This window comes from Paraburkholderia phymatum (genome assembly GCF_040965635.1).
Lineage (GTDB): Bacteria > Pseudomonadota > Gammaproteobacteria > Burkholderiales > Burkholderiaceae > Paraburkholderia > Paraburkholderia phymatum_B.
In genome coordinates this window covers 548,805-562,672 of the sequence record NZ_JBFRCH010000001.1, presented here as the reverse complement: position 1 = coordinate 562,672, position 13,868 = coordinate 548,805, and the positions used below count along the sequence as shown (strand labels likewise).

Below are 13,868 nucleotides of genomic sequence, written 5' to 3'. Positions count from 1 at the left end.
GGGCGACTCAACTTTCGTCGTCGCCATCTTCCTCGTCATTGTCATTGATGCCCTTCGGCGGCGTTCCGTACTTCTTCAGCAGCTCCGCCTTGAACGCGGCCAGCGTCTTCTGCTGATCGCAAAGATCGTACAGATACGCGAGCTGCGAAGGCCAGTCGTGCAGCTCTTCCGCGAAAATCTTCAGGCGGTCGACGGTATCGAATGCGCCGTTCGTGTCGCCGGCAAGCGCCTGCAGCACCGCATAGCGACGCAGCACCGTTTCGCCCGGCAGCAGCGCGATCGCCTGACGATGCATTGCGAGCTTGTGCGGCAGATCCTGCGCGTTGATCGGAAGAAGCGTCGCCATGCCGTACTCGCCCCATGCGCCGAACAGGAACGACGGGTCCTCGCGATACTGGTCGAACGGACGCGAACCGTAGTACAGCACCTCCGAGCGCGCGTAATCGCGATAGACAGGATACAGCGCAGCCAACCCGCCGAACACGATCACGACGAACGCGCCGAACGACACACCGCCCGGAATCAGGCGCAGCGGTTTGGTGTCGAGCAGGCCAAACACGAACATCGCGGGCAACAGGAAGAACATGTACTGCTGCGGATATTCGACGAGCGCGTGCATCACGAGCACGCCGATCATCGCGAGGCCGAACACGCGCGCAGACGTATGCGGCACGCGCACGACGCGCACGAACCATGAGCCCAGCCCGAGCAACACGATGCCGAGGCCGATCAGACCCGTCTTTGCGAGCAGATCGATAAATATGTTATGCGAGTTGTTCGCGATCTCCACGCCGCCCAGCGCCTTGGCCAGATCGAACTCGTAGCGCGGAAATTCGCCCCAACCGACGCCGAGCAACGGGTGCGTGCGGAACATCGTGAAGCCGTATTTCCACAGCGCGATACGCGGCGCGATCTGGCCTGCGTCCTTCATGCGCTCCGCCGCGGACCGGGCAAGACCGAGGTCGTAATGCAGGTTCGCCCAGCGGATCGCCGCATTCACCACGATGAACAGCACGGCGAGCACGACGGGCAACAGCCACTCGCGACTGCCGCGGCGTCGGGACGCATTGCGGCGCTGCTCGGCGAACGCCATCCAGAAGCCCGCGACAACAATCACCCCCATCTGCAGCCACGGACCGCGCGACACGGTCAACGCAAAGCCGCCCGAGTAAATCGCCGATACCAGCAGCCAGATGAAGACGTTGATGCGCCGCGTCTGCACGAGGTGCATCGCGCCCGCCGTCGCGAACGCGATGCAGGTTGCGAGGTGATTCGCCTGCGCCATGTTGCCGAACGGCCGGCGTTCCGACGTCACGTTGTACGCGACGACGAGCGGCGTCACCTTCACCTCCAGGTGGAACAACTGGATCACCTGGCAAAAGACGGCAAACAGCCCGCCGATCACCAACGCGAAGGCGGCCACTGTCATCACGGTCTCCGACAGATTCGTCCGGCTGAACCCATAGCCCGCGTGCACCGCCATGAACGCGGCAAGCAGGAAGCCCGCGCCGAGCCAGTTCATCGACGGCTGCGCGACGGGCAGCACGATCGACTGCGCGATCAGCACGAGCCCGAACGCCAGAGGCACCAGCGCAACCACGGGAGACGCGAACGCCACGCGCGGCCGGGCCGTCGACACCAGAAAGGCGACGCCCGCGCCCAGCAGCAGATAGAGCGACAGCGCCGTGAATTCGGCATAGAACGTCGGGATCGGGTACGTGTGGTTGACGACGGCATACGGCAGGATCAACGCACAAGCCAACAGGAATAAGGACAGGTAACGCGCAAAGGGGTTGGACATGAGTAACCGGGGATCTCAGCAACCGGCGCACTATACAAAAAAATCCTTGCGCTGTGCGCCGGCCGGCCGAAATAACCTCGAATCGGGCCGCGGCGCGAAAGCTTTTGCCGTGACCCTTGACGGTGTTCAACAGATTCAGGACGCGCCACTCGTCATCGAGTTCCCATCAGCTGCGGCACTCAGGCGGCGCGAGATTCGACGACAACGTCGGAGCATCGATGGGCATCGGTCCGGCGCCCGGCGCGGGCAGCGACGATGCGGCCTTGCCGCCCGCGAAACATTCCCACGTGATCGTGCCCTTCTGCGCCGCGCCCTTCGCAAGTGCGACGCGCGCAGTCGGCGTGTCCGCGTTATCGGGCGCGGACGGCACGAACACGATCGTATTCGCTCCGTCCAGCGCGACGCGCGCAGTGAACGCGACGGTGATCTGGCCCGTGTCGTCGTCGATGTGGATCGACTGGACATTGCGCGTGGCGGGCGGCGAAGCATATCCGCTGCCGAACGCGTTGGCGCTGCCGGCGTTCTCGCCGACGGTCAGCTGCGCAGCGGCCGCCAGCGACATCCCCTCGCCGACTCGGCTGCGTGCGAGATAGTCCTGATAGGCGGGAATGGCATACGCCGCGATCACGCCGACGATCGCCAGCACGATCATCAGCTCGATCAGGGTGAAGCCGCAGAATCGCCCGATACGCGCAAGCGCGGCGGACCATGGGGGCAACGAACGGGCTCGCCGCCCGGGTGCATGAAGCGTGGACAACGAAGCAACGGCAACAGTAGCGATCATAGGCAGACTCCTCAAAACGAAAGCGCCTGCCCCGGGAATCAGGACAGGTGCTTCGATCGTAGCGAGCCGCGAATGGCGCCGGCAGTCAGCCGAATGGCCAATGGTGCACGTGCGAATGTATCGGTAGAGTGAATGGCATCAATGCATTCCGGGCGGCGTGCCCGTGATGCGCGCCGCGTTTCGCCGCTTGAGCGCGTAGCCGGCTATCACGACGAACAACGCGCAGGCGATGCGCATGCCGTACTCGGCAATGGGCGTGTCGAGGATCGGCCAGCGGTCCCCCGCCGGGTCGTTGACGATGAGGCCGCCCGCGATCCAGCCGAGCAACGCGCCGCCGACGGTGATGACGATCGTGTAGCGGTCCAGCAGCTTAAGAACGAGCTGGCTGCCCCACACGATCAGCGGAATGCTGACGAACAGGCCGAACACGACGAGGGCAATCCGGTGATGCGGCTCGGCGGCCTCGGCGGCGCCTGCAATCGCGATCACGTTGTCGAGGCTCATCACGGCATCGGCGATGATGATCGTTTTGATAGCGGTGACCAGCTTGTCGGCGGGTTTGACGTTCGCGTGCGCATCGGGTGCGGGCGCGAGCAGGCGCACGCCGATCCATAGCAGCAACAGGCCGCCCGCGAACTTGAGCAGCGGCACGTCAAGCAGCGCGACGGCGAATGCGATCAGCATCACCCGCAGCAGGATCGCGCCCAGCGTGCCCCACAGCACGCCCTTCGTACGCTGTGCAGCCGGCAGATTGCGGCAGGCAAGCGCGATCACGACCGCGTTATCGCCACCCAGAAGAATGTCGATGACGATGATCTGAAAAACGGCGCCCCAATGGAGCGTGGTGAGGAACTCGAGCATGGAAAGCAGAATAAAAGGTGGCGAAAGCCGCAGGCAACAAAAAAGCGAGGGAGCAATCGCTCGCTCCCTCGCTTTGAACTGCGTCTTACGAAAGAATATCGTAAGAGTACCAAAAAACGCCGCAACCAGCGGGCGTTTCCGGGCGCTATCGCCAGGCGACTTACAGGACCGACTTCAGCAGGCGGGCCATTTCCGACGGGTTCTTCGTAACCTTGATACCGCAGGCGTCCATGATTTCCAGCTTCGCTTCTGCCGTGTCCGCACCGCCCGAGATCAGCGCGCCTGCGTGGCCCATGCGCTTGCCCGGAGGCGCCGTGACGCCGGCGATGAAGCCGACCACCGGCTTCTTCATGTTGTCCTTGATCCAGTACGCCGCGTTCGCTTCGTCCGGGCCGCCGATTTCACCGATCATGATGACCGCGTCCGTATCCGGATCGTCGTTGAACATCTTCATCACGTCGATGTGCTTGAGCCCGTTGATCGGGTCGCCGCCGATACCGACTGCCGACGACTGGCCGAGGCCCAGCGCCGTCAGCTGGCCGACTGCTTCGTACGTCAGCGTGCCCGAACGCGACACGACGCCGATGCGGCCATTCTTGTGGATGTGGCCCGGCATGATGCCGATCTTCAGTTCGTCGGGCGTGATCGTGCCCGGGCAGTTCGGTCCGAGCAGCAGCGTCTTGCGGCCTTCGCGGCGCATGCGGTCCTTCACTTCGATCATGTCGCGAACGGGGATGCCTTCCGTAATGCAGATCGCGAGATCGAGATCGGCTTCGACGGCTTCCCAGATTGCAGCAGCAGCGCCTGCGGGTGGCACGTAGATGACCGAGACGGTCGCGCCCGTTTCTGCCTTCGCTTCCTTGACGCTCGCGTAGATCGGAATGCCTTCGAAGTCTTCGCCAGCCTTCTTCGGGTTCACGCCCGCGACGAACGCTTCGCGGCCGTTTGCGTATTCACGGCATGCGCGCGTGTGGAACTGACCGGTCTTGCCGGTGATGCCCTGCGTGATGACCTTGGTGTCTTTGTTGATCAGAATCGACATGTATTGACCTCTGTTCGTTTGGCGACATGCGCTTTAGCGTCTTGCGGCAAAACTCTCTACCCGCGCCGCTCGCACGCCGCCATTCGTAATCCGGTGATAAGCGCCGGGGCGATCAGGCCTTGCCTGCGGCAGCCGCGACGACCTTCTGCGCAGCTTCTTCCATGCTGTCCGCCGAGATGATCGGCAGGCCGGAGTCAGCCAGCATCTTCTTGCCGAGGTCTTCGTTCGTGCCCTTCATGCGCACGACGAGCGGCACTTGCAGATCGACCGCCTTCGAAGCAGCGATCACGCCTTCCGCGATCACGTCGCAACGCATGATGCCGCCGAAGATGTTGACGAGAATCGCCGTCAGGTTCGGGTTCTTCAGCATCAGCTTGAAGGCTTCCGTGACCTTCTCCGTCGTCGCGCCGCCGCCGACGTCGAGGAAGTTCGCCGGTTCGCCGCCGAACAGCTTGATCGTGTCCATGGTCGCCATTGCGAGGCCCGCGCCGTTCACGAGACAGCCGATGTTGCCGTCGAGCGAGATGTACGCGAGGTCGAACTTCGATGCCTCGACTTCAGCGGGATCTTCTTCGTCCAGATCGCGGTAAGCGACGATTTCCGGATGACGGAACAGTGCGTTCGAGTCGAAGTTGAACTTGGCGTCCAGCGCGATCACCTTGCCTTCGCCCGTCAGGATCAGCGGGTTGATTTCGGCCAGCGATGCGTCCGTTTCCCAGAATGCCTTGTAGAGGCCCTGAAGGATTGCGCGCGCTTGCGGAATCGATGCGTCGGGCACGCCGATCTTCTTCGCGAGATCGTCGGCTTCGGAATCCTGCAGACCCTTGGAAGGGTCGACCGCGACCTTGTGGATCGCCTCTGGAGTCTTCTCAGCGACTTCCTCGATGTCCATGCCGCCTTCGCTTGAGGCCATCACGACGACCTTCTGCGACACGCGATCGATCACGAGACCGACATACAGTTCCTTCTTGATGTCAGCGCCTTCTTCGATCAGCAGACGATTCACCTTCTGGCCTTCCGGGCCCGTCTGGTGCGTGACCAGCTGCATGCCGAGAATCTGGTTCGCGTATTCGCGGACCTGGTCGAGCGACTTCGCGACCTTCACGCCGCCACCCTTGCCACGGCCACCCGCGTGGATCTGAGCCTTCACGACCCAGACCGGGCCGCCCAGCTCTTCAGCGGCCTTGACCGCATCGTCCACCGAGAAGACCGGCTTGCCGCGCGGTACCGCGACTCCGAATTTCCGCAGGATTTCCTTACCCTGGTACTCGTGAATCTTCATGCGTGATTCCCTTCAGTCTGAGAGTTGGATTGAACTTCGCTTCCGCCTGGACCGCTTACTCGGGATGGGCCGTCTTCACGACCTGTCCGTTGGGTGCGGCGTCCGCGCGATCCGCCGAACGCGGCGCGTGGCCATACCAGCGCGGATAAAACTGGCGCACCGCCTCGCCGTCGAATCGCAGCGCATGGCAGCGGCCCAACTGGAATGGCGGTTTGTCGTTTGATTGCTCGCTTGCTTGACCGCTCGCGTGTTCGTTCGAAGCGTTGTTTTGTACGTCCTGTCCGTTGCTGCCCTGTGCGTGCTGGCTCGAGCCGTCTGCCGATCCGTTCTGCGAACCTGCTTGCTGCCAGTCCCCCGGCTTTCCCCTCGCGGTGTTCCACACGTCGCCGGCGAATGCCTGGATGGCTGCCGTCGGCAGGACTGCGCACAACTCCGTGAGATGCGTGCAGCCAGCCGTGCCCGCGAGCAAGCGGGCGGCATCACGACGAAAGTTGCGGAACAGATTGAGCCCGATGAGGGCGCGATAGGCGGGATTGGAGGCTTCACACAGACCGGGATACGGCACCCAGTCGGACGACGCTTCGGCGTCGACGACATTGAGCTTGCGATCGATCGTGATGCGAAGCCAGAGTTCATGGATCGGCAGGCCGTTCGGCCGGACACCCGACGCAAGCGCCACGTCACGTGGCTTTTCGTCGGTGAGGCACGCCTCGATATCCCACAGGCCATCTTCACGCTCGTATGCGTCCACTCGGATTGCGCGGCGATGGCGCAATTGTCGGGACACTGGCGGGGAAAGCGGCATGCGAGAAAAAAGGCCGGATTGAAGAACCGTTGAATTTTAGCATACTGGGTATTTGAGCCTGGCCGAAGCCGCAGTAGCTTGTTCCGCCGCGCCTTGCGCGGAGTTTGCGACACGGCACAGGTTGAGCGCGTTTCATCCGGTGCTTCGGTCATGCAGCGCGCCCGACTTGCTCGCCTTATTCCGACGCCCAGTCTTCGTCGATACCCTTGAGGATTTTCCCGATGATCGCCTGCGAAAAACCGCGCGCGGCAAGGAATCGCGCCTGCTTCGCTCGCTCATTGGGCGTCTCGGGGAGTTGGCCGAATTTCTTGCGCCATACGGCTTGAGCGCGCGCCAGTTCCGTTTCGCGCAACTGCGCGCCGACTTCTTCGACTAGCGCCTGCCCGACCGAATGGCGCTTGAGTTCGCCGAGAATGCGGCCCGCGCCCATGCGTGACGCACGCCGATTGATCAGGCTTTCCGCGAAACGCGAATCGGAGAGCCAGCCTTCGCTTTCGAGCGAATCCAGCAGTTCGTCGATGGATTCGCCCTCCTCCGCGTAGGGCGCGAGCTTGCGTGACAACTCGGCGCGACTGTATTCGCGGCGCGAAAGGTAGCCGAGCGCACGGCCTTTGAGCGAACGCGCGGAACGTTGTGCTGTGCGGCTTGCCGTATCGGCAGATTTGGCTTCGCCAGGCTGACGACGTGATCGGGTGTAGGTGGTCTCGCCGCTGCCGTCGCCCGGACGATTGGGAGGAGACGGACGGGGAGACGGACCGAGCCCCGCTGCACGATCGTGGGCATCGAACGATTCGAACGGATCGAAATCGTCCGATGACGAGTCGTGTGTACGCGGCGAGGCCACAGACGCAGATGAAACTGAAGATGGGCGTGACGACGATTCGAATGCCTCGTCGTCACGCAGGCCCGCATCCCGTCCTGCGTCCCTGGCGGAAGCAGAGCGCGAATAAACGGGATGGCCCTTGCGTATCACGCGACGATTATTCTTCTTCGCCCGCGACTTCCGCGTCCGCATTCACTGCGGCGTCCGTCGGCATTGCGCTCACGCCGAGCGACTCGCGGATACGGTTTTCGATCTCGAGCGCGATCTCGGGATTTTCACGCAGGAATTCACGCGCGTTGTCCTTGCCCTGGCCGATACGCTCGCCGTTGTAGCTGTACCAGGCACCGGCCTTGTCGACGATCTTCGCCTGCACGCCGAGATCGATGACTTCGCCCTGACGCGAGATGCCTTCGCCATACAGGATGTCGAAGATCGCCTCGCGGAACGGTGGCGATACCTTGTTCTTCACGACCTTCACGCGCGTTTCGTTGCCGATCACTTCGTCGTTCTTCTTGATCGAACCGATACGGCGAATGTCCAGACGCACCGACGCGTAGAACTTCAGCGCGTTGCCGCCCGTCGTGGTTTCCGGATTGCCGAACATCACGCCGATCTTCATGCGGATCTGATTGATGAAGATGACGAGGCAGTTCGTACGCTTGATCGTACCCGTCAGCTTGCGCAGCGCCTGCGACATCAGACGCGCCTGCAGGCCAGGCAGCGAATCGCCCATTTCGCCTTCGATTTCAGCCTTCGGCACGAGCGCCGCAACCGAGTCGATCACGATCATGTCGATCGAGCCCGAACGCACCAGCGCGTCCGCGATTTCGAGCGCCTGTTCGCCCGTGTCCGGCTGCGAGACCAGCAGGTCGCTCACGTTCACACCGAGCTTTTGTGCGTACTGGATGTCGAGCGCGTGTTCCGCGTCGATGAACGCCGCCGTGCCGCCGAGCTTTTGCATTTCGGCGACAACCTGCAGCGTCAGCGTGGTCTTGCCCGACGACTCCGGCCCGTAGATTTCCACCACACGGCCACGCGGCAGACCGCCGACGCCCAGCGCGATGTCGAGGCCCAGCGATCCCGTCGAGACCACCTGGATATCTTCGACTGCCTCACCTTGGCCGAGCCGCATGACCGACCCCTTGCCGAACTGCTTTTCAATCTGCGCAAGCGCGGCCGCAAGGGCCTTGCTCTTTTCCGCAGTCAGTCCAGCCGAGCCTTTCTTGCTTTCTTCCATGAATCGTCCTTTGCTATGATGAACGGCGTCTGAGGCAGGTGCACCGGCTGATTCGACACCGCTTTAAACACGGTATGAACATCCAGCACGCTAAACGCAGACACTGTATAAAAAAACAGTAGTTTTGGCAAGCCCGAATCGCATGCGGACGTCCACATGTGCGAAGCGGGCCACACTCGCTACCCACAAACAATTTTCGGAGACGCTGTGCGCCGGAGCGCCCCGGTGCCGGCCGGGCAAGGCGCAACATGCGAATTCTCATTGCCGAAGACGACAGCATACTCGCGGACGGTCTCGTCCGATCACTCCGCCAATCGGCATACGCCGTTGACCATGTGAAGACGGGCGCGGAAGCAGATACCGCGCTGTCGATGCAGACTTTCGACCTTCTGATTCTCGATCTCGGACTGCCGAAAATGTCCGGCCTCGAAGTGCTGCGGCGTCTGCGCGCGCGCAATTCGAGCCTGCCCGTGCTGATCCTGACGGCAGCCGACAGCGTCGACGAGCGAGTCAAGGGACTGGACCTCGGCGCCGACGACTACATGGCCAAGCCCTTCGCGCTCAACGAACTCGAAGCACGAGTGCGCGCGCTGACACGGCGCGGCGCGGGCGGCGGACCGACCGTCGTCAGGCACGGATCGCTGTCGTTCGATCAGATCGGTCGAATTGCCTATGCCAACGAGCAGGTTATCGATCTCTCCGCGCGTGAGCTAGGATTGCTCGAAGTCCTGTTGCAGCGGATCGGGCGGCTGGTCTCGAAGGAACAGCTCGTCGATCACCTGTGCGAATGGGGCGAGGAAGTCAGCAACAACGCGATCGAGGTGTACGTGCACCGGCTGCGCAAGAAGATCGAGCCGAGCGGCGTACGCATCATCACCGTGCGCGGGCTTGGCTACTGCCTTGAGAAGGCCGCGCCGTCGCCGCAGACGCAAACGCAACCACAAACGGCTAGCGATCAGGCATCGCCGCAGACGCCGGCGCCACAGCAATCCGAGGCGACCGCGTCGACGGCAATGCCCGCCAGCCACCACTTCAAGTAAAGGCGCTCCATGTCCGTCCGCGCACCACGCGCCACGGCGCACGCGGCGGATATCGACGAAGTCCGCGACGCCCGTTACGCGAATCCGTTCGCGCCGCCCGACGAAACCGAGGCGGCGGCGGAGACGCGTCCGCGCTCGCTGTTCGGCGAAATCCTCGACTGGATGCTCGCGCCCCTGCTGCTGCTGTGGCCGATGAGTCTTGCCGTCACGTATCTGGTCGCGAAGTCGATTGCGAACGGGCCGTTCGACCGCGCGCTGGAAACCGACGCGTATGTGCTCGCGCGACAGATTCATCCCGTCAATGGCGTGGCCGAACTGACGCTGCCCGAGTCGACGCGCGATTTCCTGCGCGCCGACAACATCGACAGCGTGTTCTATCAGGTGCTGGGCACGCGCGGCGAACTGGTCGCCGGCGATCGCGACATGCCGCTTCCCCGTGAAGAGGACAGGCCGCAGCCGGGCATCGTCGAGTTTCGCGACGACCTGCTGCGCGGCAACGACATCCGCGTGGCCTATACGACCGTCGAGTTTCCGCAGACTTCCGGCGCGCAGCCCGTGCTTGTGCAGGTAGCCGAGACACTCGACAAACGCAGCGCGCTCGCCAACGACATCATCAAGGGCGTGATCCTGCCGCAGTTCGTGATCCTGCCGCTCGCAATTTTGCTCGTCTGGTTCGGGCTCTCGCGCGGCCTCGCGCCACTGCACGCGCTGCAGGCACATATCCGCGCGCGCCGCCCCGACGACCTGTCGCCGCTCGAAGCGCGCCGCGCGCCGCCGGAAATCGAGCCGCTCGTCACATCGTTCAACGACCTGCTGACCCGCCTCGAACAGAACATGGAGCTGCAGAAGCGCTTCATCGCCGACGCCGCACATCAGATGAAGACGCCGCTCGCGGGCTTGCGCACTCAGGCGGAACTGGCGCTGCGGCAGGATGCGTCGGCGGAAGTGCATCGTTCGCTCGAACAGATCGCAACCAGTTCCGAGCATGCCGCGCGGCTCGTCACGCAACTGCTCGCGCTGGCGCGCGCGGAAAACCGCATGTCCGGACAGATATTCGCGCCCGTCGAGATCGGCGACGTCGCCCGCAGCGCCGTGCGCGACTGGGTCCAGGCCGCGCTCGCGAAGCAGATGGATCTCGGCTACGAAGGGCCGGAAACGCCCGAAGAAGCGATCGAAGTCGAAGGCAACCCCGTCATGCTGCGCGAGATGCTGTCCAACCTGATCGACAACGCGATCCGCTACACGCCCGCCGGCGGACGCATCACCGTGCGGGTGCGGCGCGACGATGTCGCGCGGATGGCCCATCTGGAAGTCGAGGACACGGGCATGGGCATTCCCCCCGCGGAGCGCGAACGCGTGCTCGAACGCTTCTATCGGATTCTCGGACGCGAAGGAGACGGCAGCGGCCTCGGTCTCGCGATCGTCCGCGAAATCGCGACGATGCACGGCGGCAAGCTCAGCATCGACGACAACGTGTATCAGACGTCGCCGCGCCTCGCCGGGACGCTCGTCCGTGTCAGCCTGCGGATGATGGATCGTGCACAGGACTTACCCTAATCCGTCAGCTTGAGCCGTTTGCGTCAGCAATCGCATGCGGACCGTTTGCAAGCAATTAGGACACAAACAGGAGAAATTGCATCGAATTGGCCGACGTTTGTCGGATTCGAGCACTCTCAAGAACATGGGTTCCGAGTCAGAACGCCGTAAGTTTCCGCTCCAATAATCGCTACACGGCAACGCCTGTCCAGGCGAACCGCGACTCATATCAATACTGGAGACGACATATGGCTACCGTAAGCGGGCAAATCTCGCACGCGCCGATGACGAAAGACGAGAAACGGGTGATTTTCGCGTCGTCGTTGGGCACGGTTTTCGAGTGGTACGACTTTTACCTGGCCGGCTCCCTCGCGGCCTACATCAGCAAGAGCTTCTTTTCCGGCGTCAATCCGACGGCCGCGTTCATCTTTACCCTCCTCGGCTTCGCGGCCGGTTTCGCGGTGCGCCCGTTCGGCGCGCTGGTGTTCGGGCGGCTCGGCGACATGGTCGGCCGCAAGTACACGTTCCTGATCACGATCGTCATCATGGGTCTGTCGACCTGCGTGGTCGGCTTCCTGCCGGGCTATGCGGCGATCGGCTTCGCATCACCGGTGATCTTCATCGCGATGCGTCTGCTGCAAGGCCTTGCCCTCGGCGGCGAGTACGGCGGCGCCGCGACCTACGTCGCGGAACACGCGCCAGCCAACCGGCGCGGCTTCTACACCTCGTGGATCCAGACGACGGCGACGCTCGGCCTGTTCCTGTCGCTGCTCGTGATTCTCGGCGTGCGCACGGCGATGGGCGAAGAAGCGTTCGGCAGCTGGGGCTGGCGCATTCCGTTCATTGCATCGCTGTTCCTGCTGGGCGTTTCGGTGTGGATCCGCCTCCAACTGCGCGAGTCGCCGGCATTCGCACGGATCAAGGCTGAAGGCAAGACGTCGAAGGCGCCGCTCTCGGAAGCGTTCGGTCAATGGAAGAATCTGAAGATCGTGATTCTGGCTCTGATCGGCATAACGGCCGGCCAGGCAGTTGTCTGGTACACGGGCCAGTTCTATGCGCTCTTCTTCCTGACGCAAACGCTGAAGGTCGATGGCGCAAGCGCGAACATTCTGATCGCGATCGCACTGCTGATCGGCACGCCGTTCTTCCTGTTCTTCGGTTCGCTGTCCGACCGCATCGGCCGCAAGCCGATCATCATGGCAGGCTGCCTGATCGCGGCGCTGACGTACTTCCCGCTGTTCAAGGCGCTGACGCACTACGCGAACCCGGCTCTCGAGGCCGCGACGCAAAAGGCGCCCATCGTCGTGATCGCGAATCCGGACGAGTGCTCGTTCCAGTTCAACCCGGTCGGCACGGCCAAGTTCACGTCGTCCTGCGATATCGCGAAGAGCGCGCTGTCGAAGGCCGGCCTGAACTACGACAACGTGGCGGCGCCGGCGGGCACGCTTGCGCAAATCAAGGTCGGCGACACGACCATCGACACGTATGAGGGCAAGGCGGCAGGCGCCAAGGAAGCAGGCGCGACGTTCGACAAGACCCTGAGCACGGCTCTGAAGACTGCCGGCTATCCGCCGAAGGCCGACCCGTCGCAGCTCAACTGGCCGATGACGGTCGTGATCCTGACGATCCTCGTGATCTACGTAACGATGGTGTACGGGCCGATCGCGGCGATGCTGGTCGAGATGTTCCCGACGCGCATCCGCTATACGTCGATGTCGCTGCCGTATCACATCGGCAACGGCTGGTTCGGCGGCTTCCTGCCGGCGACCGCGTTCGCGATTGTTGCGGCCAAGGGCAACATCTACTCGGGGCTGTGGTATCCGATCGTGATCGCGCTGGGCACCTTCGTGATCGGCCTGCTTTTCGTGCGGGAGACCAAGGACTCCAACATCTACGCGCAGGACTGAGCGCCGCGCGCAAAAAAGATGCCGGCGGGGGGTTGACAGTCTCTGTCGGCATCTTCATAATTTCGCTTCTTTCGGCGAATTAGCTCAGTCGGTTAGAGCGACGGAATCATAATCCGCAGGTCCGGGGTTCGAGTCCCTGATTCGCCACCAAATGCAAAAAGCCGCTGTTTCTCACGAAACAGCGGCTTTTTCAATTCCGGCGCCCATCAAAAAATCGATGGCCGCGCAACCAACTGGGCCGTGTGCGCCCTCACCGCTCCACGATCCTCGTCAGATTCCCCCGCACCTTCTGCAGCAGCGCGATGAGTTGCTTCACTTCCTCGTCGGTCAATCCGCTGAGCCCCTCCGCCGCAATCTGATCGCCGACTTTCTTCGCATCGTCCAGCGTCTGCTCGGCCTTCTCGGTCAAGCGGATCTGCTTCTCGCGCCGATCACGCGGATTGCCTAAGCGCTCGATCCATCCACCCTCTTCCATCCGGTCGAGCAGCCGGCCAGCCGAAATGGGCGCGACCTCCAGCAGATCCGCGAGCCGTGCCTGATTGATATCGCCGTAATGCGACAGATACGCGAGCGCGCGGCATTGCGCGCGCGTCAGATCGATCGACAGCCGCGCGAGGTCGTCGAACCGCTTGCCGACCAGCCTGCCGACATCAGAAATGAGAAAGCCGAATCGCTCGTCGAAATGATTTTTCATCGCGCGATTATACGAAGAGGCACCGCTGCGTCGGCCCGAAACATCCACCGAATCGT

The 13,868-nt window shown here is 62.8% G+C and carries 12 protein-coding genes and 1 tRNA gene; 4 read left to right on the top strand and 9 right to left on the bottom strand.

Annotation, left to right across the window (positions count from 1 at the left end; translation table 11 throughout):
• Window positions 1-7: 7 nt before the first annotated feature.
• The 8 genes from AB4Y32_RS02555 to recA form a co-directional block, all read right to left on the bottom strand.
• Entirely contained in the window at window positions 8-1,801 is a 1,794-nt protein-coding gene (locus AB4Y32_RS02555; RefSeq protein ID WP_368719820.1) for a PglL family O-oligosaccharyltransferase, read from the bottom strand.
• A 166-nt stretch (window positions 1,802-1,967) separates the two neighbouring features.
• Window positions 1,968-2,585, bottom strand: a complete 618-nt coding sequence (locus AB4Y32_RS02550; RefSeq protein WP_368719819.1) for a pilin — start codon at window positions 2,583-2,585, stop codon at window positions 1,968-1,970.
• 138 nt (window positions 2,586-2,723) lie between these two features.
• Complete coding sequence (locus AB4Y32_RS02545) at window positions 2,724-3,446, bottom strand: TerC family protein (RefSeq protein ID WP_368719818.1); 723 nt, start codon at window positions 3,444-3,446, stop codon at window positions 2,724-2,726.
• 160 nt (window positions 3,447-3,606) lie between these two features.
• The gene (sucD, locus tag AB4Y32_RS02540; RefSeq protein ID WP_368719817.1) at window positions 3,607-4,488 is read right to left on the bottom strand and encodes a succinate--CoA ligase subunit alpha; all 882 of its coding nucleotides are present in this window, start codon (window positions 4,486-4,488) and stop codon (window positions 3,607-3,609) included.
• A gap of 112 nt (window positions 4,489-4,600) precedes the next feature.
• Complete coding sequence (gene sucC / locus AB4Y32_RS02535) at window positions 4,601-5,770, bottom strand: ADP-forming succinate--CoA ligase subunit beta (protein WP_090865524.1); 1,170 nt, start codon at window positions 5,768-5,770, stop codon at window positions 4,601-4,603.
• Window positions 5,771-5,825: 55 nt separating this feature from the next.
• Window positions 5,826-6,575, bottom strand: coding sequence for a DUF2889 domain-containing protein (locus tag AB4Y32_RS02530; protein WP_368719816.1), 750 nt, complete (start codon window positions 6,573-6,575; stop codon window positions 5,826-5,828).
• A 175-nt stretch (window positions 6,576-6,750) separates the two neighbouring features.
• A complete protein-coding gene (gene recX, locus AB4Y32_RS02525) occupies window positions 6,751-7,548 on the bottom strand; it encodes a recombination regulator RecX (RefSeq protein ID WP_368719815.1) in 798 nt (265 codons plus the stop codon).
• 7 nt (window positions 7,549-7,555) lie between these two features.
• Entirely contained in the window at window positions 7,556-8,635 is a 1,080-nt protein-coding gene (recA, locus tag AB4Y32_RS02520; protein WP_368719814.1) for a recombinase RecA, read from the bottom strand.
• A gap of 248 nt (window positions 8,636-8,883) precedes the next feature.
• Between recA and AB4Y32_RS02515 the strand changes: the two genes are divergently transcribed.
• From AB4Y32_RS02515 to AB4Y32_RS02500, 4 genes are all read left to right on the top strand, one after another.
• Window positions 8,884-9,675 (top strand): response regulator transcription factor, encoded by a 792-nt coding sequence (locus AB4Y32_RS02515; RefSeq protein ID WP_368719813.1) that lies wholly within the window; start codon window positions 8,884-8,886, stop codon window positions 9,673-9,675.
• Window positions 9,676-9,684: 9 nt separating this feature from the next.
• Complete coding sequence (locus tag AB4Y32_RS02510; RefSeq protein WP_368719812.1) at window positions 9,685-11,232, top strand: sensor histidine kinase; 1,548 nt, start codon at window positions 9,685-9,687, stop codon at window positions 11,230-11,232.
• Between the two features lie 227 nt (window positions 11,233-11,459).
• Entirely contained in the window at window positions 11,460-13,118 is a 1,659-nt protein-coding gene (locus tag AB4Y32_RS02505) for an MFS transporter (protein WP_368719811.1), read from the top strand.
• A gap of 73 nt (window positions 13,119-13,191) precedes the next feature.
• Window positions 13,192-13,268, top strand: a tRNA-Met gene (locus AB4Y32_RS02500).
• Between the two features lie 100 nt (window positions 13,269-13,368).
• Here AB4Y32_RS02500 and AB4Y32_RS02495 read toward each other — a convergent pair.
• Window positions 13,369-13,812: a MarR family winged helix-turn-helix transcriptional regulator gene (locus AB4Y32_RS02495; RefSeq protein WP_368719810.1), complete on the bottom strand. Its 444-nt coding sequence runs from the start codon at window positions 13,810-13,812 to the stop codon at window positions 13,369-13,371.
• Between the last annotated feature and the right edge of the window lie 56 nt (window positions 13,813-13,868).